The organism is Pseudomonas sp. A34-9, assembly GCF_029543085.1.
Taxonomy (GTDB): Bacteria; Pseudomonadota; Gammaproteobacteria; order Pseudomonadales; family Pseudomonadaceae; genus Aquipseudomonas.
In genome coordinates this window covers 998,706-1,019,914 of the sequence record NZ_CP119967.1, presented here as the reverse complement: position 1 = coordinate 1,019,914, position 21,209 = coordinate 998,706, and the positions used below count along the sequence as shown (strand labels likewise).

The following is a 21,209-nucleotide window of genomic DNA, read 5'->3' as shown; positions in this document are numbered from 1 at the left end:
CATGCAATGGGAAGTCGTGATCGGGCTGGAGATTCACACTCAGCTCACCACCCGGTCGAAAATCTTTTCCGGTAGTTCCACCACATTCGGCTCCGAGCCGAACACCCAGGCCAGCCTGATCGACCTGGGCATGCCTGGCGTGTTGCCAGTGCTGAACCAGGAAGCCGTGCGCATGGCCGTGATGTTCGGTCTGGCGATTGACGCCGAGATCGGTCAGCACAACGTGTTCGCGCGCAAAAACTACTTCTACCCGGATCTGCCGAAGGGCTATCAGATCAGCCAGATGGAATTGCCGATTGTCGGTAAAGGCCACCTGGACATCGCTTTGGAAGACGGCACGGTCAAACGTGTCGGCATTACCCGCGCGCACTTGGAAGAAGACGCCGGCAAGAGCCTGCACGAAGAATTCAACGGTGCCACCGGCATCGACCTGAACCGTGCCGGCACGCCACTGCTGGAAATCGTTTCCGAGCCTGACATGCGCAGCGCCAAGGAAGCCGTGGCTTACGTCAAGGCGATCCACGCGCTGGTTCGTTACCTGGGCATCTGCGACGGCAACATGGCCGAAGGCTCGCTGCGTTGCGACTGCAACGTGTCGATCCGTCCGAAAGGCCAGGTTGAATTCGGCACGCGCTGCGAGATCAAGAACGTCAACTCCTTCCGCTTCATCGAGAAGGCGATCAACTCCGAGATCCAGCGGCAGATCGAGCTGATCGAAGACGGCGGCAAAGTGATCCAGCAGACCCGTCTGTACGATCCGAACAAGGACGAGACCCGTCCGATGCGTTCGAAAGAGGAAGCCAACGACTACCGTTACTTCCCCGATCCGGACCTGCTGCCGGTGGTAATCGAAGAATCGTTCCTCGGCGAGGTGCGCGCCACCCTGCCGGAACTGCCACCGCAAAAACGCGAGCGCTTCCAGAGCCAGTTCGGTCTGTCGGCCTACGACGCCAACGTGCTGGCTACCAGCCGTGAGCAAGCGGACTACTTCGAGAAAGTCGCAGCCATCGGCGGCGACGCCAAGCTGGCGGCGAACTGGGTGATGGTCGAGTTGGGCAGCCTGCTCAACAAGCAAGGCCTGGACATCGACGAGTCGCCGGTTTCCGCTGAACTGCTGGGTGGCATGCTGCTGCGCATCAAGGACAACACCATCTCCGGCAAAATCGCCAAGGTTGTGTTCGAAGCGATGGCCAATGGCGAAGGCAGCGCGGACGAGATCATCGAAAAACGCGGTCTGAAGCAAGTCACCGATAGCGGCGCAATCTCGGCGGTACTGGACGAAATGCTCGCGGCCAACGCCGAGCAGGTTGAGCAGTATCGTGCGGCGGATGAAGCCAAACGCGGCAAGATGTTCGGCTTCTTTGTCGGTCAGGCGATGAAAGCGTCCAAAGGCAAAGCCAACCCGCAGCAAGTGAACGAACTGCTGAAAAGCAAGCTCGAAGGCTGATTCCAGCCCCGCGCCCGGGATCGTTCCCACGCTCTGCGTGGGAATGCCGCCCCGGACGCTCCGCGTCCATTGCGGTGTGACGCAGAGCGTCACGGGATGCGTTCCCACGCTGGAGCGTGGGAACGATCACTTTGGAGTACTTGAATGAAACGTCTGCTGGGCGCCTGCGCCCTGCTCTCGCTACTGGCCGGTTGCGCCAGCACCGACATCATCGACCCGCACGGTTACGACCAGACCGGCGTCGCCTCCTATTACGGTGCCAGACACCACGGTAAACGCACCGCCAGTGGCGAAGCATTCAACCAGAATTCTCTGACCGCCGCCCACCGCCAGCTACCCTTCGGCACGCGAGTGAAGATCACCAACCTGAAAAACGATGAATCCGTCGTGGTCCGCATCAATGACCGTGGCCCGCATACCCGTGGACGCCTGATCGACGTGTCCCGCGAGGCCGCCGAACAACTCGGCATGCTGCGCAGCGGCACCGCGCGGGTTCGCGTGCAAGCCCTCGACGACTGATGGAGCGCTGACCATTTTCGGATTAGCCGACTTACCCCTGATCAGCGTGATCGAACTGCTCGCCGGCCTGTGCCTGCTGATCTTCGGCGCAGAACTGATGGTGCGCGCAGCGGTGCGTCTGGCGGCGCGCCTGCATGTGCGGCCGTTGATCATCGGCCTGACCATCGTCGCCCTCGGCAGCAGCGCGCCGCAAATGGCCGTCAGCCTGCAAGCGGCACTGGCGCATAATCCGGACATTGCCGTTGGCAGCGTAGTCGGCAGCAGCATCTTCAACATCCTCGTCACCCTCGGCCTGTCGGCGCTGATCATTCCTTTGCGTGTCTCGCGGCAATTGGTGCGCCTCGATATTCCGCTGATGATCGGTGCCAGTCTGCTGGTGTTCGTGCTGGCATGGAATGAAGAGTTAGGGCGCTTCGATGGCATCCTGTTGTTGGGCGCATTGGCCTTGTATCTCGGTTTGCTGTTTCGCCAGTCACGGCACTCGACGCGGCCGCATTCGGAACAACCTGAAGCAGCACAGGCCTCCTGGTTCAGCAGCCTGCTGATGATCGTTATCGGTCTGGCGATGTTGGTGTTTGCCGGGCATCTGTTGCTGGGCGCCGCTGTCGTGGTGGCCACCGACCTTGGGTTCTCCGAGCGGGTGATCGGACTGACTGTCGTGGCTGTCGGCACTTCGCTGCCTGAACTGGCAACCTCGCTGATCGCCGCGTTGCGCGGACAACGCGATATCGCCGTGGGCAACGTGATCGGCGCAAATCTGTTCAACCTGCTCGGAGTGCTCGGCCTCACGGCTTTGATCGCGCCGACGCCGCTGTCGGTATCGCCGAACGCGCTGGATTTCGACTTGCCGGTGATGCTCGGCGTCGCCGCGCTGTGCCTGCCGGTGTTCTATTCCGGCTACCGCGTGACGCGTGCAGAAGGTTTGCTGTTGCTCGGTTTGTACCTGGCTTACGGGCTGCACGTGGTGTCGTTCACCACCGGCATGCCGTTGGCCGGCAAGCTTGAGCGGCTGATGCTGTTTTATGTCTTGCCGACGCTGTTGACGTTCCTGCTGTTCACGTCGATCCGCGCCTGGCGCCGCCAACACCACAAGAGGGATATGCCATGACCGAATCGAAGCAGTCCGGGGTTGAAGTCCGCCGCCAGGTAATGGGCGATGCGTTTGTTGATCGGGCGTTGGGCAACGCCACCGAGTTCACTCAACCGCTGCAGGATTTCGTCAATGAACATGCCTGGGGTGGCGTGTGGAATCGCGAAGGCCTGCCGTTGAAAACCCGTAGCCTCATCACCCTCGCCGCGCTGACTGCACTGAAGTGCCCACAAGAGCTGAAAGGCCACGTGCGCGGCGCGCTGAACAACGGCTGCACGGTGGACGAGATTCGCGAGGCGCTGCTGCATTGTGCGGTGTATGCCGGCGTGCCGGCGGCGATTGATGCGTTTCGCGCGGCGCAGGAAGTGATCGATCCCTACGAGAAAAGCTAAAAGATCGCAGCCTTCGGCAGCGCCTACAGGGAGTACGCATTCCTATGTAGGAGCTGCCGCAGGCTGCGATCTTTTGATCTGCTTTAGATCCATCCACCCCACTGCAAAACGAAAATCCCGATATTGGTGGTCACCGCCGCCATCAACGTGGTCATCACGATAATCGCCGCCGCCAGTTCATGGTTGCCCTGCGCCGCCCGGGCCATGACAAAACTCGCCGCCGCCGTCGGGCTGCCGAAATACAGAAACAAAATCCCCAGCTCCGCCCCACGAAATCCCCACAACCACGCCCCCAGCGTCGCGAGCACCGGCAAACCGATCATCTTCACCAGGCTGGAACTCAGCGCCATGCTGCCGCTCTTGCGCAACGCTGCCAGCGACAGGGTGCCACCGATGCAGATCAACGCCAGTGGCAAGGTGGTCTGCGCCAGATACTGACCGGAGGTCTCCAGCCAACCCGGCAAACCGATCTTGAAATAGGCAAACGGCGCCGCTGCAATCACGCTGATGATCAGTGGATTGCTGAACACGCTTTTGCAGATGCTCCACGGATCGGACTTGATCACCGGGCTGTACACCGCCAGCACGATGGTCGACAGGGTGTTGTAAAACAGGATCACCAGCGCCGCGAGAATCGCCCCGAGGGAAATCCCGTAATCGCCGTACATGCTCGCCGCCAGTGCCAGACCAATTACGCCGTTGTTGCCGCGAAACGCGCCTTGGGTGTAAATGCCGCGATCTTCGCGCGGGCAACGGAAAATCGCCCAGCCCCAGGCCAGGGCAAAACTCACCAGCGTGGCGAGAGAGAAATAGATCAGCAGGGACGGTTGCAGCGCGGCGTGCAGATCGGCATGCAGAATGCCGAGGAACAGCAGCGCCGGCATGGTGACGTTGAACACCAGCGACGAGGCGGTGTGGATGAAATTGTCGTTGATCCAGTCGATGCGCTTGAGCAGCACACCGAGAAACAGCATGGCAAACACCGGCGCGGTGATGTTCAGGGTTTCGAGGAAGATTGCCAGCATGCCGGGGAGCCTTGGGTGAGCGTAGTCAGGGGGCAATGATAAAGCAAAAGCCCCTCACCCTAGCCCTCTCCCGGAGGGAGAGGGGACCGATCGGGGGATATTCAAGAAGTTCACCGACGTGAAATTGCATCGTTGAATCCATAATCGACCGGGTATTTCAGGTCGATGTATAGCGCAAGACATCTCGGTCGGCCCCCTCTCCCTCAGGAGAAGGGAGCGATCGCGGGATATTCAGTAAATCCACCGACCTGAAATGACATCGCTGAATCCAGAACTGCTTGTCGAATCCACAATCAACTCGGTATTTCAGGTCGATGTATAGCGCAAGACAACTCGGTCGGCCCCCTCTCCCTCCGGGAGAGGGCTGGGGTGAGGGGCAAGCCGATCACGCATCAAGTAATCGGCGCCGGATTGAACAACGTAATGTCGTTATGCAGCTTGTGCTTCTCCGCCCACGTCTGTTGCTTGCCGCTCGCCACATCCAGGTAGTAGTGGAACAACTCCCAACCCAACTCTTCGATCGTCGCCCGCCCGGTCGCTATCCTTCCGGCGTCGATATCAATCAGATCAGGCCAGCGCTGGGCCAATTCCGTACGCGTCGACACCTTCACCACCGGCGCCATCGCCAAACCATACGGCGTACCCCGCCCGGTGGTGAACACATGCAGGTTCATCCCCGCCGCCAACTGCAACGTGCCACAGACAAAATCACTCGCTGGCGTCGCACAGAAAATCAACCCCTTCTGCTTGAAACGCTCGCCCGGGCCGAGCACGCCGTTGATTGCGCTGCTGCCGGATTTGACGATCGAACCCAGCGATTTCTCGACAATGTTCGACAGCCCGCCCTTCTTGTTGCCCGGCGTGGTGTTGGCGCTGCGATCCGCTTCGCCCTTGGCCAGGTAACGGTCGTACCAGTCCATCTCTCGCACCAGTTCCTCGGCAACGGTTTTGGTTTCAGCGCGTGAAGTCAGCAGGTAAATCGCATCGCGCACTTCGGTGACTTCGGAAAACATCACCGTCGCCCCCGCACGCAGCAACAAGTCCGAGGCATAACCCAACGCCGGGTTGGCGGTGATCCCGGAAAACGCATCGCTGCCGCCGCACTGCATGCCGAGGATCAGCTCAGACGCCGGCACGGTTTCGCGGCGGCGCTGGTCGAGTTTTTTCAAGCGAACCTCGGCCAGTTCCATGATCTGTTCGATCATTTCGGTGAAACCGTGACTGGAATCCTGCAAGCGATACAGCCACGGATCGCTGAGATCCACCGACGCATCGTCTTCGTGCATCACCTGCCCGGCCTGCAATTTCTCGCAGCCGAGGCTGATCACCAACGCCTCGCCACCGAGGTTCGGATTACGCGCCAGATTGCGCACGGTACGAATCGGGATGTAAGCGTCGGTGGCGGTAATCGCCACGCCGCAGCCATAACTGTGGGTCAGTGCCACCACGTCATCGACATGCGGGTACTTCGGCAGCAGTTCTTCCTTGATGCGTTTTACCGCGTGATCAAGCACGCCGGTGACGCACTGCACCGTGGTGGTAATGCCAAGAATATTGCGCGTGCCGACGGTGCCGTCAGCGTTGCGATAACCCTCGAACGTGAAGCCTTCCAGCGGTGCCTGCGCGTCCGGCACCTCGGTGGACAGCGGCAGGCTGTCCAGCGGCGGCGCGGTCGGCATGCGCAGTTGATCTTCCTTGACCCAACTGCCACGGCGGATCGGCTGCAACGCATAGCCAATCACCTGACCGTAGCGAATCACCTCGCCACCCTCGGGAATATCTTCCAGAGTGATCTTGTGACTCTGCGGCACGAATTCCACCGTCACCAGGCCATCGGAAAATTCAGTGCCCGCCGGTGCACCCTGGTCGTTGACCACTACCACCACATTGTCCCGCGCGTGCAGGCGAATGTGGCGCGGCGAGTCGGAATGTTCAATCAACTGCATGACGCCGCTCCTCAGGAATGCGCTTGAGACAATTTGCCGGTGGCTTCGGTACCGCCATGGGTTGGCGGCTCTTTGAGGACCACACGTTTGATCGGGCCAACGATCACCAGATAGCTGAACACCGCCACCAGTGCGTTGGCACCGACGAACACCAGTGCCCATTTGAACGAACCGGTGGAGCTGATGATGTAGCCAATCACGATCGGCGTGGTAATCGAGGCGATGTTGCCGAAGGTGTTGAACAGGCCACCGCTCAGGCCGGCGATCTGTTTTGGCGAAGTGTCGGAGACCACCGCCCAGCCGAGTGCGCCAACGCCTTTGCCGAAGAACGCCAAGGCCATGAAGCCGACGACCATCCATTCAACATCGACATAGTTGCAGGCAACGATGCTGCTGGACACCAGCAGGCCGGCAATGATCGGTGCTTTACGGGCGAAGGTCAGCGAGTGGCCCTTGCGCAGCAGGTAATCGGAAATCACCCCGCCAAGCACGCCACCGATGAACCCGCAGATCGCCGGCAACGAGGCAATGAAACCGGCCTTGAGAATGGTCATGCCACGCTCTTGCACCAGGTACACCGGGAACCAGGTCAGGAAGAAATAGGTGATGCCGTTGATGCAGTATTGACCCAGATACACGCCGAGCATCATGCGGTTGGTCAGCAACTGGCGGATGTAATCCCATTTCGGGCCATCAGCCTTTTTGCCTTGTTTCACGTCCATGTCGACCATGCCACCGTTGTCGGCGATGAACTGCACTTCGGCTTCGTTGGCCATCGGGTGTTGGCGCGGGCTGTGGATAACCTTCAGCCAGATGCCCGAGAAGACGATGCCGAACAGGCCCATAACGATAAACACGTGTTCCCAACCGAAGGAGTAAACGATCCAGCCCATCAGCGGTGCAAACAACACGGTGGCAAAGTATTGCGCCGAGTTGAAGATCGCCGACGCGGTGCCACGTTCAGCGGTCGGGAACCACGCCGCCACGATGCGCGCGTTGCCGGGGAACGACGGCGCTTCCGCCAGGCCAACCAGAAAGCGCAGCATAAACAGCGCAACAATAGCGGTGGACATGCCGAACTCACCGACAAAGCCTTGCAGCACGGTGAACAGCGACCAGGTAAAGATGCTCAGGGCATAGACTTTTTTCGAGCCGAAGCGATCGAGCAGCCAGCCACCGGGGATTTGCCCGGCCACATAGGCCCAACCGAATGCGGAGAAGATGTAGCCGAGGGTGACTGCGTCGATGCCCAGATCTTTTTGCAGGCTGGAGCCGGCAATGGCGATCGTGGCACGGTCGGCGTAGTTGATCGTGGTCACCAGAAACAGCATGAGCAGGATCAAATAGCGGACGTGAGTCGGCTTTGACGATTGCATGTAGAGGTACTCCCACTGATTATTTTTATGCGCGGGTAAATCTGTTGTGTATTCGCTTGCTCCCTGTAGGAGCTGCCGAAGGCTGCTCCTACAGGGGGTATTGCGTGTATCAGGAACCGATGTAGGCGGTTTTCACCACGGTGTAGAACTCTTGCGCATAGCGGCCTTGCTCACGTGAGCCATAGGATGAACCCTTACGGCCACCGAACGGAACGTGATAATCGACGCCGGCGGTCGGCAGGTTGACCATCACCATCCCGGCTTGCGAATGGCGTTTGAAGTGGTTGGCGTACTTCAGCGAAGTCGTCGCGATACCCGCCGACAAGCCGAATTCGGTGTCGTTGGCCATCGCCAGCGCAGCCTCGTAATCGGCCACACGAACGATGTTGGCCACCGGGCCGAAGATCTCTTCACGGCTGATGCGCATCGACGCTTCGCTGTCGGCAAACAGCGTTGGCGCGAGGAAGTAGCCTTCGGTATCGCACGTCACCAAGCCACCGCCACTGACCAGACGCGCACCTTCGGACTGACCGATGTCGATGTACTTCATGTCCTGCTCAAGCTGCGCTTGCGAGACCACCGGACCGATGTCGGTACCGGATTTCAGCGCGTGGCCGACCTTGATCGACTTCATGCGCTCGGCCATCGCCTCGACGAACTTGTCGTGAATCCCGGCCGTGACGATCAAGCGGCTCGATGCGGTGCAACGCTGGCCGGTGGAGTAGAACGCGCTCTGCACCGACAGCTCGACTGCTTGTTTGAGGTCGGCGTCGTCGAGAATGATCTGCGGGTTCTTGCCGCCCATTTCCAGCTGCACCTTGGCCTGGCGCGACACGCAGTTGACCGCGATCTGACGACCCACGCCCACCGACCCGGTGAAGCTGATGCCGTCGACTTTCGGGCTCTGCACCAAGGCATCACCGACCACGCGACCACTGCCCATCACCAGGTTGAACACGCCGGCTGGGAAGCCTGCGCGGGAGATGATTTCGGCCAGTGCCCACGCGCAGCCCGGTACCAGATCAGCCGGTTTCAACACCACGCAGTTGCCGTAGGCCAGCGCCGGAGCAATCTTCCACGCGGGGATGGCGATCGGGAAGTTCCACGGGGTGATCAGGCCGACCACACCCAGCGCTTCGCGAGTGACTTCAACGTTAACGCCCGGACGCACCGACGGCACGTAGTCGCCGGACAGACGCAGGCATTCACCGGCGAAAAACTTGAAAATGTTGCCGGCGCGGGTGACTTCGCCGATGGCCTCAGGCAGGGTCTTGCCCTCTTCCCGGGCCAGCAGGGTGCCGAGTTCTTCGCGGCGGGCGAGGATTTCCGTGCCGACTTTATCCAGCGAATCGTGGCGGGCCTGAATGCCCGAAGTCGACCACGCCGGGAAGGCCGCGCGAGCGGCGTCGATGGCGGCGTGAACCTGAGTCAGATCAGCCTTGGCGTAATCGCCGATGGTGTCGCTCAGTTCGGACGGGTTGATGTTGGCCGAGTAGTCGGCACCGGCAACCCATTCGCCGTTGATGTAGTTGTCGTAGCGTTTTGCAGTTGTCACAGGGGCAGCCCTCACATCTCAAAGCCTTCACGCAAAAAGCCGCTGATTGCTCAGCGGCCTCGCTTTTGTCGGGTGTTACTGCGCACCTTGCTTGTCGATCAGCGCGGCGAGCATTTCGTACTCCTCGCCCGTCAGATCGGTCAGCGGCGCCCGCACCGGGCCTGCGTCATAGCCGGCGATTTTTGCGCCTGCCTTGACGATGCTCACGGCGTAACCGGCCTTGCGGTTGCGGATGTCCAGGTACGGCAGGAAGAAGTCGTCGATGATCTTGCCAACGGTGGCGTGATCTTCACGAGCGATCGCGTGGTAGAAGTCCATCGCGGTTTTCGGGATGAAGTTGAAGACCGCCGACGAGTAAACCGGCACGCCCAGCGCCTTGTAGGCCGCGGCGTAGACTTCGGCGGTCGGCAGGCCACCCAGGTAGCTGAAGCGATCACCGAGGCGGCGACGGATCGACACCATCAACTCGATATCACCCAGACCGTCCTTGTAACCAATGAGGTTCGGGCAGCGCTCGGCCAGACGTTCCAGCAGCGGTGCGTTGAGGCGGCAAACGTTGCGGTTGTAAACAACCACGCCGATGTTGACCGATTTACACACGGCTTCAACATGAGCGGCGACACCGTCCTGGCTCGCTTCGGTCAGGTAGTGCGGCAGCAGCAACAGACCTTTGGCGCCCAGACGCTCGGCTTCTTGAGCGTATTCGATGGCCTGGCGGGTCGAACCACCGACACCGGCGAGGATCGGCACGCTGGTTTCACAGGTGTCGACGGCAGTCTTGATGATTTCCGAGTATTCGCTGGCGGCGAGGGAGAAGAACTCACCAGTGCCACCCGCGGCGAACAAGGCTGAAGCGCCATACGGAGCCAGCCATTCCAGGCGTTTGATATAGCCCGCGCGGTTGAAATCGCCCTGCGCGTTGAAATCGGTCACCGGGAAAGACAGCAGGCCGGCAGAGAGGATGGACTTCAGTTCTTGTGGATTCATTATTCGAACACCCTGGTAGCAACGTTTTTGTGAGTGGATCGTTCAGCCTTCGCCGAAGTTGTAGGTCATCGTACAACTTAAAAGATAACCGTCAACTGCATTTCATCGTTGTGGGTGTTTTTTTGTCGGACAAGATTGTTTATGCAGCCGGCGTTTTCGTTGAAGAGGCCCGTGTTTACTGGGTCTTATCGTAGAAATGTCTGGTCAAGATTCGTTTACTGAGCGCTGGAGAAACGCCGGGTAAGGTGCGACGACTGCCACGAAGGATCGTGGCGGACCTTCGAAGGAAACTGAAATGTTCGTGAATTATGCTGCACCGACCCTCGCGCAAATCGCCTCTTCCGCCCCTGACACCCTCACCCTTCAGCTATCCGCGCTACCCGATGTATTGATCGTACAGGTCCCGGACTCAAGTGATTTTCCAGCGAACTGGAGTGTTTATCCGATTCTCGGAGACGACCCTGAAGAGCCGGAATGGGCAGGCGAAGAAGTGGACACTGGCACCTGGGACGATGCCGAAGACGAGATGGAAAAACTGACGGGGATCGAGTTGCAGATCCCCAAGGAAGCACTGCGTCCGTACCTGGATACAGAAGTCGAGTTGCGTTACAAGTTTGTCGATGAGTCGAGCATGGAGCCGTCTTCGCAGGCGTTGACGTTGCGGATCGAGGCCTGACGACTTAACCCCGCTGCGCCTGTGCCTCTTCATGGGCCTGGCGCAGTCTTTCGCGGCTGTTGGTCAGGTGCAGACGCATCGCCGCACGCGCTGCATCGGAATCCTGACGGGCAATCGCGTCGTAGATTTCTTCGTGTTCACGACTCAGGCGGCTCATGTAATGCTGATGATCATCGTGAGCCAGTCGCGCTGAGTTCAGCCGCGTACGCGGAATGATGCTGGTGCCCAGGTGGGTCATGATGTCGGTGAAGTAGCGGTTGCCGGTGGACAGGGCGATTTCCAGGTGGAAAGCAAAGTCCGACGCAACCGCATCACTGGCATGGGCGGCACTCTCGTTGAGTGCATCGAGGGCCGCGCGCATGGTCGCCAGTTGCTCGGCGCTGCGGCGTTGCGCGGCAAGGCCGGCAGACTCCACTTCGAGGCTGATGCGCAATTCGAGGATGGCCAGCACATCACGCAGGGTGACGACGGTGGCCGGATCGATACGGAAACCACTCGGGCTCGGCGTGTCGAGCACGAAGGTACCGATGCCGTGGCGGGTTTCCACTTGCCCTGCAGCCTGCAAGCGGGAAATCGCCTCACGCACGACGGTGCGGCTGACGCCATGAGCTTCCATGATCGCCGACTCGGTAGGCAATTTGTCACCGCGTTTGAGCAGGCCATCGCGGATCTGCTCGCTCAGCACCGTCACCAGTTCCTGGGCCAGGCTGCGGCGCTTGCGTGGGAGGCGCGGGGTGTCGATCAGGTTTTCCATGGTGTGCATCTTGTCTCGAAAATTCGGCTTGTGGGCATCATAGCTCAAGCGGGTTGTACGATCACTGTCAACACGACCTCCCTGTAGGAGCTGCCGAAGGCTGCGATCTTTTAATTTCAAAGATCAAGATCAAAAGATCGCAGCCTTCGGCAGCTCCTACAAGGAATCGGTGGAGTCAGGCAGTCACGGTTTGTTCAACCAAATGGCCGCTGTCGATCCGCACATGGCGTGGATGGAAGCGTTTCAAGCTGCTGCGATGGCCGACGCTGACAATGCTCAGCCCCGGCAATTGATCGATCAGCGCCTGATACAGCGTCGCTTCGTCTTCCTCGTCCATCGCCGAAGTGGCTTCGTCCATGTACAGCCATTGCGGCGCGTAAAGCATTGCGCGGGCGAAAGCCAAACGTTGTTGTTCGCCCGGAGAAAGCATGCGTTGCCAGTGATTGGCCTCGTCCAGCCGCGCGACCAGATGCGGCAAGCGGCAGGTTTCCAGCACTTGTGCATAACGCTCCGGCGCGTAGGTGTCGCCCGGTTGTGGATAACTCAACGCTTCGCGCAGGGTGCCGATAGGCAGATAGGGTTTCTGCGGCAGGAACAGATAACGCGCCGCCGGCAAGCGAATGTTGCCGTGGCCCGCCGGCCACAAATGCCCCATCGCCCGCAGCAGCGTCGACTTGCCGCTGCCGGAACGCCCGCTGACCATCACCCGCTCCCCCGGTTCGACGGTCATGTCGGCATTGGTCAGCAGATGACGACCGTCGGCCAGGTCCAGACCGAGGTTGTGCACCTTCAATTCGCTGCCCTGATTCTGCACATCGATGGCCGGGGTGCGTTCTTCGTTGTCGGTCATGGCCTGGCGGAAACTCAGCAGACGATCACACGTTGCGCGCCACGCGGCCAGATCCGAATACGCACTGATGAACCAGCTGAAATTCTCCTGCACGTTGCCGAACGCCGAGTTGATTTGCATCAGTTCGCCCAGCTCGATCTTGCCCGCCAGGTAACGCGGGGCAGCCACGATGAACGGGAAGATGATTGCGATCTGGCCATACCCGGAAGTGAAGAACGTCAGGCGCTTGGACACGCGCATGATGTCCCAGAAGTTGTGCCAGACCAGCCCGAAACGGCTGCTCAAACGACGATTTTCGTTTGGCTCGCCGTTGTACAAGGCGATGCTTTCGGCGTTCTCGCGCACGCGCACCATGGAAAAACGCAAATCAGCTTCGAAACGTTGTTGTTGGTTGTTCAGGCCGATCAAGCGTCGACCGATCAGGTGCGTCAGCCAACTGCCGACGGCGGCATAAATCAGTGCACACCAGAACATGTAGCCGGGAATCTCGATGCCGAACACTTCGATGCTGCCCGAAACGCCCCACAAAATGATCGAGAACGACACCAGACTGACCACCGTGCGAATCAGCCCGAGGCCCAGGCTCAGGGTGTTGGCAGTAAAGGTGTTGAGGTCTTCGGAAATCCGCTGGTCGGGGTTATCGGTGTAACCGCCCTGCTCCAGCTGATAGTAGTTTTTGTGACCGAGCCAGCGCTTGAAGTGGTTTTCGGTCAACCACGCCCGCCAGCGGATGGTCAGCATCTGCGTCAGGTACAGGCGATACACCGCGCCAAGAATCGCCACCGTGGCGATCCCGCAGAAATACAGGATCAACTGCCAGAACGCCGCTTCGTCCTTCTTTTGCAGGGCGTTGTAGAAATCCTTGTACCAACTGTTGATCCACACCGAAATCGCCACGCTGAACAGCGACAGCGCGATCACGGCAATCAGCAATGTCCAGGCCTTGCCCTTCTCTTCGCTGCGCCAGTAAGGCGTGGTCATCGCCCACACTTTACGAAAAAACTGCCCGCGCACAGCATCGTTGACCGCGGAATATTCAGCGTTCTGATTCATGGATAAGGCTCGATATAGAAAAGAACAGACACGCACCGATCATAGTAGATCGGTGCGTTTTATCGCGAGGGCTGGCGATAGTCGTTCAGCGCAGGTTCAGCGACGAACCGGGCGCTTCTGCAGTTTGCGCTGCAGGGTGCGGCGGTGCATGCCCAGGGCGCGGGCAGTGGCGGAGATGTTGCCTTCGTGCTCGGTGAGCACGCGCTGGATGTGCTCCCACTGCAAGCGGTCCACCGACATCGGGTTTTCCGGCACCAGACTGTCGAGGTCGGCGTGCTCGGACAGCAACGCGGCCAGCACATCGTCGGCGTCGGCCGGTTTGCACAGGTAGTTGCAGGCGCCGCGTTTGATCGCCTCGACCGCGGTGGCAATGCTCGAATAACCGGTGAGGATCACCACGCGCATTTCCGGGTCCAGCTCCAGCAGTTTGGGCAGCAACACCAGACCGGAGTCGCCGTCCATTTTCAGGTCGAGCGCGGCGTAATCAGGCAGATCGGCCTGGGCAATGGTCAGGCCTTCTTCAGCGGAACCTGCAGTGCTGACGCGAAAACCACGGCGAGCCATGGCACGGGCCATGACGCGGGTGAAGGTTGCGTCGTCGTCGACCAGCAGCAAATGCGGCAGTTCTTCGCCTTCGACTTGGATTTCGTCACTCATGTTGGTCTCCTCGGGCGCCGTGGGGCAGGCGCAGCTCGGTGAGCGTGCCGCCTTCCTCATGACTATAGAGTTTCACTGAGCCGCCGGCGCGTGTCACGCTGGCCTTGCTCAAAAACAGGCCCAGGCCGAAACCTTTGCCCTTGGTAGTAAAAAACGGTTTGCCGATCTGCTCGGCGATGGCCAGCGGCACACCGGCGCCGTGGTCACGAATGCTGATGGTCACGGTTTCTGCGTCCCAGTCCAGCGTCACCTTGAGATTTTCCGGGCAGGCGTCGGCGGCGTTGTTGAGCAGATTCAGCAGCGCCTGAGTCAAATCCGGTGGCGGCGCCATGCGCGGCACGGCGCCTTGGCCGAGGCGGTGGAAGCGATAACTGGCTTCCGGACGCATCAGGTGCCAGCGGTTCAGCGCTTCGTCGAGCCAGTCGGTGACGTCCTGCATCTCGACCGCCAGACGCCGGTTGGCTTCAGCGGCGCGAACCAGTTGTTGCAAGGTTTCTTTGCACAGTTTGACCTGATCCTGCAGCACTTTCAGATCGTCCTGCAGCATCGGGTCGGGATGATCCTGCTGCATTTCCTTGAGCAATACACTCATGGTCGCCAGCGGCGTGCCGAGTTCATGAGCGGCGCCAGCGGCTTGGGTGGCGACGGCGAGCAATTGCTGATCGCGCAGGCCTTCCTCACGACGGATCGCGCGCAATTCTTCCTGGCGACGCAGCTCCTCAGCCATGCGCGCAGCGAAGAAGGTGATCACCGCCGCTGCGAGCGCGAAGCTCAGCCACATGCCGTAGATCTGCAGATTCTCGCGGGCGACCGGCAGGGTTTCCAGTGGATAGAAGCGCGTCAGCATCACCGTGTACAGCGCCAGCGCGATGCCCGACAGAATCACTGAATAGCGCCACGGCAGCGTCACCGCCGCGATGGTCAGCGGCACCAGATAATAGGAAACGAACGGGTTGGTTGAACCACCGGAGAAATACAGCAGCGCACTGTGGATCACCAGATCGCAGGCCAGTTGCAGCGCATATTCGAGTTCGGTCACCGGCCACGAAGTGCGCAGGCGCACGGCGGTGAACACGCAGAGCAGCGTCGAGCAGCCGAGGGTCATCGCCAGTTGCACCCACGGCAACGGCAGCAGTTGCAGCCAGTAGGCCAGGCCTACGGAACCGGCCTGCGCGCCGAGCACCAGGGTGCGAATGAAAGTCAGCCGCCAGAGGTTCTGGCGAGTGGCGGAAGTCAGTTGTACGGGGGCGAGCATGAGCTCTCCTGATGAGCGCTCCAGGCGGATCGCACGGAGTATAACCAAGCCGCGGCCTTGAGAGGCGAAAGTGCGGCAAACGACCACACCGTACAAGCTGCAAGTTTCGAGCTGCAAGCTACTGGTCAAAGCTTGAGCTTGTCGCTCGCAGCTTCGCTGTTATCTGTATAGAAGTTGTAACTGGGCGAACCGGATCATAAAAGCTAGAGTCTGATGGTTTCACGCAGGCCCCCGAACCATCACCTGCGCCCTCATCAAGGAGCTTTCATGCACACATTCCGCCGCAGCGCCGCCCTTCTCGCCCTGACCGTCGGCAGCGTCGCCAGCCTTCCGGCCCTGGCCGCCGATGAGCTGCACTACAACCAGATTTCCCTGCGCGCCGAAGTCAGCACGGAAGTCGCCCGCGACCTGATGATCGTCACCCTCTACACCGAAGAGCAAAACACCGACCCGGCCAAACTCGCCGCCGACGTCAGCACCACCATGAACAAGGCACTGGCCCAGGCCAAGCAAGTCAAAGACATCACCCTGCGCCAGGGCAGCCGCAACAGCTACCCGATCTACGACACCAAAGGCCAGAAAATCACCGGCTGGCGTGAACGCGCCGAACTGCGCCTGGAAAGCGCCGACTTCACCGCCCTGTCCAAACTCACCGGTGAACTGCTGACCGACCTGAAAATGGGCGGCATGGACTTCGCCATTGCCGACCCGACGCGCAAGTCCAGCGAAGACGCGCTGCTCAAAGAAGCCGTCACCGCCTTCAAGGCCCGCGCCCAACTGGCCACCGATGCGCTGGGCGGCAAGGGTTACAAAATCGTCAACCTGAACCTCAACAGCAACGGTTATCCACAACCGTACCTGCGCGCACCGATGATGATGAAAGCAGCGGCGATGGATTCGGCGCCAGTGACGCCGGAAGTTGAAGCCGGCACCAGCCAGGTGAGCATGACCGCTGATGGCTCGATTGAAGTGTTGATGCAGTGATGTGACGTGGGCTGAATGAAAAACCGCCGATCGGTGAATGATCGGCGGTTTTTTTGTGTCCGGGATTTGTGTTGTTTGTTCTGGCGTCATCGCGAGCAGGCTCACTCCTACAGGGGAACGCATTCCAAATGTAGGAGTGAGCCTGCTCGCGATGAACGATACCGCGGTCTCAAGCTTGTGGATCAACCCGATCCAGCGCCCGGTTCACCGCCAGCTCGGCCAGCATGATGATCTGCTGGATCGCCAGTGCCGTATGACGCTCGGGCCGGCCAAGCTGATCGGCAAAGTTACCCGTTAGCGTGTTCGCCGACGCCAGTGACTCACAGGCATGCGCCAGCAGGCTTTCGGTGTCGATGTTCGGCTGGATCAGAAACATCGTGCGGGGTTGCCGGGGTTTGACCGGGTCGGGGCTGAGGTAGAAATCCAGGGCGCGTTTGATGGCTTCGCGGGTTTTGATCTGGTCGTCGGCGCGGATGGCGTCTTCGAGCGGGGTTGTGGGTTCGAGGGGTGGATCGGGGACAATTTTATCTTTCATATAAATCTGCTCGTCATTCGAGCCGCCCTTAGCCATTTCTCACGTGGCAAAGGGTGGCAGCTATGTGCGGAGTGAGAAACCGGTGAGCAGAAAACCGGCCAGACCGAAGTCTGCCCGCACACAGCCGCCATAAGGCATTGCGACAGCTAATAAGCCGGCCGCAATTATGGTCTTACTGGTGCCAGTTTCAAGCTCGGCGGGTTCTCACACCCGATCACTGAACATTCAGCGACACCCTGAGACTAGAGAGCCCACGTCCGACGGACAACCTGAAAACCTTGTGGGAAGGTTCTGATTATCTGGCACAAATTTAAACAGCCAAAAGCCAACCCTCACCCTAGCCCTCTCCCAGAGGGAGAGGGGACTGACCGAGGTGTTTGTTAGAGTTACGCCGACGTGAAATACCGAGCCGAACTCAGACGCTGAAACAGATCAAAAGCCCCTCACCCTAGCCCTCTCCCGGAGGGAGAGGGGACTGATCGAGTTGTTTGGGGGAGCTACGCCGACGTGAAAGTCCGAGTTGAACTCAGGCTTTGAAAAGCACACAAATCGGCCCCCTCTCCCTCGGGAGAGGGTTGGGGTGAGGGGTAGCCCCACCACAGAATCTAAGCCGAGCACGCTGTGCTCTTCACCACTCAATAGGCCGAGTGTCAGCTCGCCTGCTCTTGATCTTGATCCACGGGCGACATCGGAAGGCTGAGCGGAGGGATTGATCCGGGCGTGGGAGCGCAGCGACCGTTTGGCGAAGCCAAACACAGCGAGAGGAGGTGCAGCGAAGCAAACCGTAGGCGCTGCGCCCGGATCGATCCCGCAGCGAAGGAACCCCGAGCCTCAGCGAGCGGGCCGCACGTAGGAGCATGAACGGGACAACCACATAGGTAACAGTTAAGTTCAGGCACATGGGTAACACCTGATCACTTATTTTTGATTACTTTGAGCGTCAGATAACCATCCTTAGCGTCTCGTTCATCAACACGTCCCAGTAGAACAGGCCCAAAGATGATGTCCCAAACACCCTCGCTGATGCTCTCCAATCCGACTATCTGATGTTTCAGGACATAGCCCACATAGATTCTGAGCCTTCCTTTGTTCACTACGCCGTTGGAGTCCGTTCGGTATGCCTCAACATGGCTGGGGTATTTCATCTCCGGCAACTTTCTCGGAAATACCCGTGAAGAGCTGATGTAGCAAGAGGCCGGGGTTTTCTGCCCCAATGCCTCATGAAAACGCTCATGATTATAGTGCTGCATGAACAGATCAAAATGCTTCTGCTGAGCTCCCCACTCAATTTCCGGCGGTCTTGGCAATGTACTTTTAAGCGTGCGGTGCATGCGTTCATGCCGTCCGTTTTGCTCAGGTCGCCCAGGTTGAGTCCGCTCATGAATGATGCCTAGACGAGCCCACCAAATGGATAATTGTGATAACCCCGCACGCCCGCCGCTGGCAAAAGGGACACCGTTATCAGTGCGGATCCGCTCAGGCATCCCATACGTCTTAAATAACCGTTCGAAGGTGGCTTTGGCGTCCTTGAAAGTCGTGCTCGGCATACTTTCACAAGCCAGTAAAAATCGACTGGCGTGATCCATTACCGTCAACGGGTAACACCAGACACCGTCTCCTGTCAGGTATTGGCCTTTGTAATCAGCGCTCCAGAGCTGATTAGGAAGGTCGGCTTTCTGGAGTGGTTTTGGATAGACAGCGACACGCTGACGCAACCGTCGAGACACCACTAGCCCCGCTTTTTTAAGCACGTTGTAGATCGTGGTTTTGGAGGGCGGCGGCTGATCTGGAAACCGCTCTTGCAGGGCTGTCTGGATCTTTTTCGGGCCCGGCGTGGTTTGACCTTGGCGCCGCAGCTCAAGAATGGCTTCTTTGACCGCAAACGGCACAGCCTGTGCTTGAGAATGACGCTTGCGACTGCACTCCGCCAAGCCATTGATGCTGTCCGCGTTGTAGCGGGCCACCCACTTGTAGCCAGTCTTGCGACTGATGCTGTGAGCCGCACAGAGTTGACTGAAGTTGAGCCGACCGGACAGATAGTCGGCGATGAACATCACTTTAAGGTCCATAGGTTTCAGCTCTCGCCACGGCATGGTCAGATCCTCGGAATCGACCAGTGCCAGTTAAAAACTGTTACCTATGTGCTTGAACTGTTTTGTTACCTATGTGGGTGAGTCATACCAGCAAGCCTTTTTGGTTACTTTTTCGGCGTCTGGAAAAAGTGACCCGCCGTAAGGGCGGAACCCTAAGCCGCCGTTACCGCAGCAACGGATATGCCCCCAACAAAAACCGCCCAGATATACCGAGATAGACACTCCCCCAAGAAAAACGATATTTCCGAAGCCCCCCAAATCCCCGCTACCCTAAAAACACAACCACCTCCAACGCCCCGGGGACTCCATGCCAAGATCCACCCTCAAACCGCTCCTGATCTCCCTGGCCCTGGCCACAACCGCCCCGCTGGCAAACGCAGCCACCACCCTGGTCTACTGCTCCGAAGCCAGCCCCGCCGGCTTCGACCCCAGCCAATACACCAGCGGCACCGACTTCGACGCCTCCGCCGAAACCGTCTTCAACCGCCTCACCCAATTCCAGCGCGGCGGCACCGACATCGAACCCGGCCTGGCGACAAAATGGGACATCTCCCCGGACGGCCTGCAATACACCTTCCACCTGCGCCAAGGCGTGAAATTCCACACAACGGAATATTTCACCCCGACCCGCGACTTCAACGCCGACGACGTCCTCTTCACCTTCCAGCGCCTGCTCGACCCGGACAACGCCTTCCGCAAGGCCTACCCCGCCGAATCCCCGTATTTCACCGACATGGGCCTCAACACCACGATCAAATCGGTAGAAAAACTCGACGACCACACCGTGCGCTTCAACCTCAACAACGTCGACGCGGCTTTCGTGCAAAACCTCGCGATGAGCTTCGCCTCAATACAGTCCGCCGAATACGCCGCACAACTGTTAAAGGAAGGCAAAGCCGCCGACCTCAACCAGAAACCCGTCGGCACCGGCCCGTTCGTGTTCAAGCGCTACCAGAAGGACTCGCAGATCCGCTACGCCGCCAACCGGAGCTACTGGAAACCCGAGGACGTGAAGATCGACAACCTGATCTTCTCAATCACCCCGGACGCCGCCGTGCGCCTGCAAAAACTCAAGGCCGGCGAGTGCCAGGTCAGCGGCTACCCACGCCCGGCCGACATCGAAGTGATGGAGAAAGACCCGAACCTGCGCGTGCTCAAACAGGCCGGTTTCAACCTCGGGTTCCTCGCCTACAACACCACCCACGCGCCACTCGATCAGCTCAAGGTTCGGCAGGCGCTGGACATGGCCATCGACAAACCGGCGATCATCAAAGCCGTTTACCAAAGCGCCGGCCAGTTGGCCCAAAACGCCTTGCCGCCGGCGCAATGGTCGTATGACCCGACCATCAAGGATGCCCCCTACGACCCGGTCAAAGCGCGGGTGCTACTGAAAGAAGCAGGGGTTGCGCCGGGTACAACCATCAACCTCTGGGCGATGACAGTGCAACGCGCTTCGAACCCGAATGCACGGATGTCGGCGCAGATGATCCAGCAGGATTGGGAGAAGATTGGCATCAAGGCCAACATCGTCAGCTATGAATGGGGTGAGTACATCAAACGCGCAAAAAATGGCGAACACGACGCTATGATCTATGGTTGGACAGGTGACAACGGTGACCCGGACAACTGGCTTGGCGTGCTCTACAGCTGCGCGGCTGTAAAGGGCAGCAACTACGCCAAATGGTGCGATCCGGCCTACGACAAACTGGTGCAACAGGCCAAGTTATCCACGGACAAGCAACAACGGGTAAAACTGTATCAACAGGCGCAACTGATCCTTAAGCAGCAGGTGCCGATCACACCGATTGCCAACTCCACGGTGTTCCAGCCGCTGCGCAAGGAAGTCACTGACTTCCGGATCAGCCCGTTCGGTCTAACCCCCTTCTATGGCGTGGGTATAAATAAGTAACACCAAGCCCCAAGGCGGCGCGCACAACGTGACCAACGCACCGTTTTGGGGCTTCATTTGCACCGTAAAAACCACCCGCAAACGGTCAAATGCGTCAGAAGTTATA

The 21,209-nt window shown here is 59.3% G+C and carries 17 protein-coding genes and 1 pseudogene; 7 read left to right on the top strand and 11 right to left on the bottom strand.

The window, feature by feature from the left end; translation table 11 throughout:
* Nucleotide 1: 1 nt before the first annotated feature.
* From gatB to P3G59_RS04280, 4 genes are all read left to right on the top strand, one after another.
* The gene (gene gatB, locus P3G59_RS04295; RefSeq protein ID WP_095125392.1) at nt 2–1,447 is read left to right on the top strand and encodes an Asp-tRNA(Asn)/Glu-tRNA(Gln) amidotransferase subunit GatB; all 1,446 of its coding nucleotides are present in this window, start codon (nt 2–4) and stop codon (nt 1,445–1,447) included.
* Between the two features lie 144 nt (nt 1,448–1,591).
* Nucleotides 1,592–1,966, top strand: a complete 375-nt coding sequence (locus P3G59_RS04290; protein ID WP_277760582.1) for a septal ring lytic transglycosylase RlpA family protein — start codon at nt 1,592–1,594, stop codon at nt 1,964–1,966.
* 46 nt (nt 1,967–2,012) lie between these two features.
* Nucleotides 2,013–3,074 (top strand): calcium/sodium antiporter, encoded by a 1,062-nt coding sequence (locus tag P3G59_RS04285; protein ID WP_277760581.1) that lies wholly within the window; start codon nt 2,013–2,015, stop codon nt 3,072–3,074.
* Nucleotides 3,071–3,448 (top strand): carboxymuconolactone decarboxylase family protein, encoded by a 378-nt coding sequence (locus tag P3G59_RS04280; RefSeq protein WP_277760580.1) that lies wholly within the window; start codon nt 3,071–3,073, stop codon nt 3,446–3,448. Before P3G59_RS04285 ends, P3G59_RS04280 begins: the two co-directional genes overlap by 4 nt.
* 83 nt (nt 3,449–3,531) lie before the next feature.
* Here P3G59_RS04280 and P3G59_RS04275 read toward each other — a convergent pair whose 3' ends face one another.
* From P3G59_RS04275 to kdgD, 5 genes and pseudogenes are all read right to left on the bottom strand, one after another.
* Entirely contained in the window at nt 3,532–4,473 is a 942-nt protein-coding gene (locus P3G59_RS04275) for an AEC family transporter (protein WP_277760579.1), read from the bottom strand.
* Nucleotides 4,474–4,865: 392 nt separating this feature from the next.
* Nucleotides 4,866–6,419, bottom strand: coding sequence for a galactarate dehydratase (gene garD, locus P3G59_RS04270; RefSeq protein WP_277760578.1), 1,554 nt, complete (start codon nt 6,417–6,419; stop codon nt 4,866–4,868).
* Nucleotides 6,420–6,430: 11 nt separating this feature from the next.
* A pseudogene (locus P3G59_RS04265) lies at nt 6,431–7,825 on the bottom strand (MFS transporter); the annotation flags it as partial.
* 79 nt (nt 7,826–7,904) lie between these two features.
* A complete protein-coding gene (locus tag P3G59_RS04260) occupies nt 7,905–9,350 on the bottom strand; it encodes an aldehyde dehydrogenase family protein (protein WP_277760577.1) in 1,446 nt (481 codons plus the stop codon).
* A 75-nt stretch (nt 9,351–9,425) separates the two neighbouring features.
* Complete coding sequence (kdgD, locus tag P3G59_RS04255; RefSeq protein WP_093435890.1) at nt 9,426–10,337, bottom strand: 5-dehydro-4-deoxyglucarate dehydratase; 912 nt, start codon at nt 10,335–10,337, stop codon at nt 9,426–9,428.
* Between the two features lie 295 nt (nt 10,338–10,632).
* On the opposite strand from kdgD, the gene P3G59_RS04250 reads away from it, so the two are divergent.
* Nucleotides 10,633–11,013: a hypothetical protein gene (locus P3G59_RS04250; RefSeq protein WP_277760576.1), complete on the top strand. Its 381-nt coding sequence runs from the start codon at nt 10,633–10,635 to the stop codon at nt 11,011–11,013.
* Between the two features lie 4 nt (nt 11,014–11,017).
* On the opposite strand, the gene P3G59_RS04245 is transcribed toward P3G59_RS04250, so the two are convergent.
* From P3G59_RS04245 to P3G59_RS04230, 4 genes are all read right to left on the bottom strand, one after another.
* Nucleotides 11,018–11,767 (bottom strand): FadR/GntR family transcriptional regulator, encoded by a 750-nt coding sequence (locus tag P3G59_RS04245; protein WP_277760575.1) that lies wholly within the window; start codon nt 11,765–11,767, stop codon nt 11,018–11,020.
* A gap of 175 nt (nt 11,768–11,942) precedes the next feature.
* Nucleotides 11,943–13,670, bottom strand: a complete 1,728-nt coding sequence (locus P3G59_RS04240; protein ID WP_277760574.1) for an ABC transporter ATP-binding protein/permease — start codon at nt 13,668–13,670, stop codon at nt 11,943–11,945.
* A gap of 96 nt (nt 13,671–13,766) precedes the next feature.
* Nucleotides 13,767–14,327: a response regulator transcription factor gene (locus P3G59_RS04235; RefSeq protein ID WP_003221630.1), complete on the bottom strand. Its 561-nt coding sequence runs from the start codon at nt 14,325–14,327 to the stop codon at nt 13,767–13,769.
* The gene (locus P3G59_RS04230; RefSeq protein WP_277760573.1) at nt 14,320–15,582 is read right to left on the bottom strand and encodes an ATP-binding protein; all 1,263 of its coding nucleotides are present in this window, start codon (nt 15,580–15,582) and stop codon (nt 14,320–14,322) included. The genes P3G59_RS04235 and P3G59_RS04230 overlap by 8 nt, the downstream gene beginning before the upstream one ends.
* A 267-nt stretch (nt 15,583–15,849) precedes the next feature.
* On the opposite strand from P3G59_RS04230, the gene P3G59_RS04225 reads away from it, so the two are divergent.
* On the top strand, nt 15,850–16,566 hold the full coding sequence (locus P3G59_RS04225) for an SIMPL domain-containing protein (RefSeq protein WP_277760572.1): 717 nt from the start codon (nt 15,850–15,852) through the stop codon (nt 16,564–16,566).
* 169 nt (nt 16,567–16,735) lie between these two features.
* Here P3G59_RS04225 and P3G59_RS04220 read toward each other — a convergent pair whose 3' ends face one another.
* Both P3G59_RS04220 and P3G59_RS04215 read right to left on the bottom strand, forming a co-directional pair.
* Nucleotides 16,736–17,101 carry a DUF6124 family protein gene (locus tag P3G59_RS04220; protein ID WP_277760571.1) on the bottom strand — a complete coding sequence of 122 codons (366 nt, stop codon included), beginning with the start codon at nt 17,099–17,101 and terminating at the stop codon, nt 16,736–16,738.
* Nucleotides 17,102–18,015: 914 nt separating this feature from the next.
* Complete coding sequence (locus P3G59_RS04215) at nt 18,016–19,194, bottom strand: IS481 family transposase (protein ID WP_277758418.1); 1,179 nt, start codon at nt 19,192–19,194, stop codon at nt 18,016–18,018.
* A 307-nt stretch (nt 19,195–19,501) separates the two neighbouring features.
* On the opposite strand from P3G59_RS04215, the gene P3G59_RS04210 reads away from it, so the two are divergent.
* Nucleotides 19,502–21,103 (top strand): ABC transporter substrate-binding protein, encoded by a 1,602-nt coding sequence (locus P3G59_RS04210; protein WP_277760570.1) that lies wholly within the window; start codon nt 19,502–19,504, stop codon nt 21,101–21,103.
* Nucleotides 21,104–21,209 lie beyond the last annotated feature (106 nt).

What these genes read in the sequence shown, in the direction of transcription:
- P3G59_RS04220 (WP_277760571.1), bottom strand. Translation starts at nt 17,101, where the DNA reads ATGAAAGATAAAATTGTCCCCGATCCACCCCTCGAACCCACAACCCCG.
- P3G59_RS04240 (WP_277760574.1), bottom strand. Translation starts at nt 13,670, where the DNA reads ATGAATCAGAACGCTGAATATTCCGCGGTCAACGATGCTGTGCGCGGG.
- P3G59_RS04280 (WP_277760580.1), top strand. Translation starts at nt 3,071, where the DNA reads ATGACCGAATCGAAGCAGTCCGGGGTTGAAGTCCGCCGCCAGGTAATG.
- P3G59_RS04235 (WP_003221630.1), bottom strand. Translation starts at nt 14,327, where the DNA reads ATGAGTGACGAAATCCAAGTCGAAGGCGAAGAACTGCCGCATTTGCTG.
- P3G59_RS04290 (WP_277760582.1), top strand. Translation starts at nt 1,592, where the DNA reads ATGAAACGTCTGCTGGGCGCCTGCGCCCTGCTCTCGCTACTGGCCGGT.
- P3G59_RS04230 (WP_277760573.1), bottom strand. Translation starts at nt 15,582, where the DNA reads ATGCTCGCCCCCGTACAACTGACTTCCGCCACTCGCCAGAACCTCTGG.
- P3G59_RS04225 (WP_277760572.1), top strand. Translation starts at nt 15,850, where the DNA reads ATGCACACATTCCGCCGCAGCGCCGCCCTTCTCGCCCTGACCGTCGGC.
- P3G59_RS04210 (WP_277760570.1), top strand. Translation starts at nt 19,502, where the DNA reads ATGCCAAGATCCACCCTCAAACCGCTCCTGATCTCCCTGGCCCTGGCC.
- P3G59_RS04275 (WP_277760579.1), bottom strand. Translation starts at nt 4,473, where the DNA reads ATGCTGGCAATCTTCCTCGAAACCCTGAACATCACCGCGCCGGTGTTT.
- gatB (WP_095125392.1), top strand. Translation starts at nt 2, where the DNA reads ATGCAATGGGAAGTCGTGATCGGGCTGGAGATTCACACTCAGCTCACC.
- P3G59_RS04215 (WP_277758418.1), bottom strand. Translation starts at nt 19,194, where the DNA reads ATGCCGTGGCGAGAGCTGAAACCTATGGACCTTAAAGTGATGTTCATC.
- P3G59_RS04250 (WP_277760576.1), top strand. Translation starts at nt 10,633, where the DNA reads ATGTTCGTGAATTATGCTGCACCGACCCTCGCGCAAATCGCCTCTTCC.
- kdgD (WP_093435890.1), bottom strand. Translation starts at nt 10,337, where the DNA reads ATGAATCCACAAGAACTGAAGTCCATCCTCTCTGCCGGCCTGCTGTCT.
- garD (WP_277760578.1), bottom strand. Translation starts at nt 6,419, where the DNA reads ATGCAGTTGATTGAACATTCCGACTCGCCGCGCCACATTCGCCTGCAC.
- P3G59_RS04245 (WP_277760575.1), bottom strand. Translation starts at nt 11,767, where the DNA reads ATGGAAAACCTGATCGACACCCCGCGCCTCCCACGCAAGCGCCGCAGC.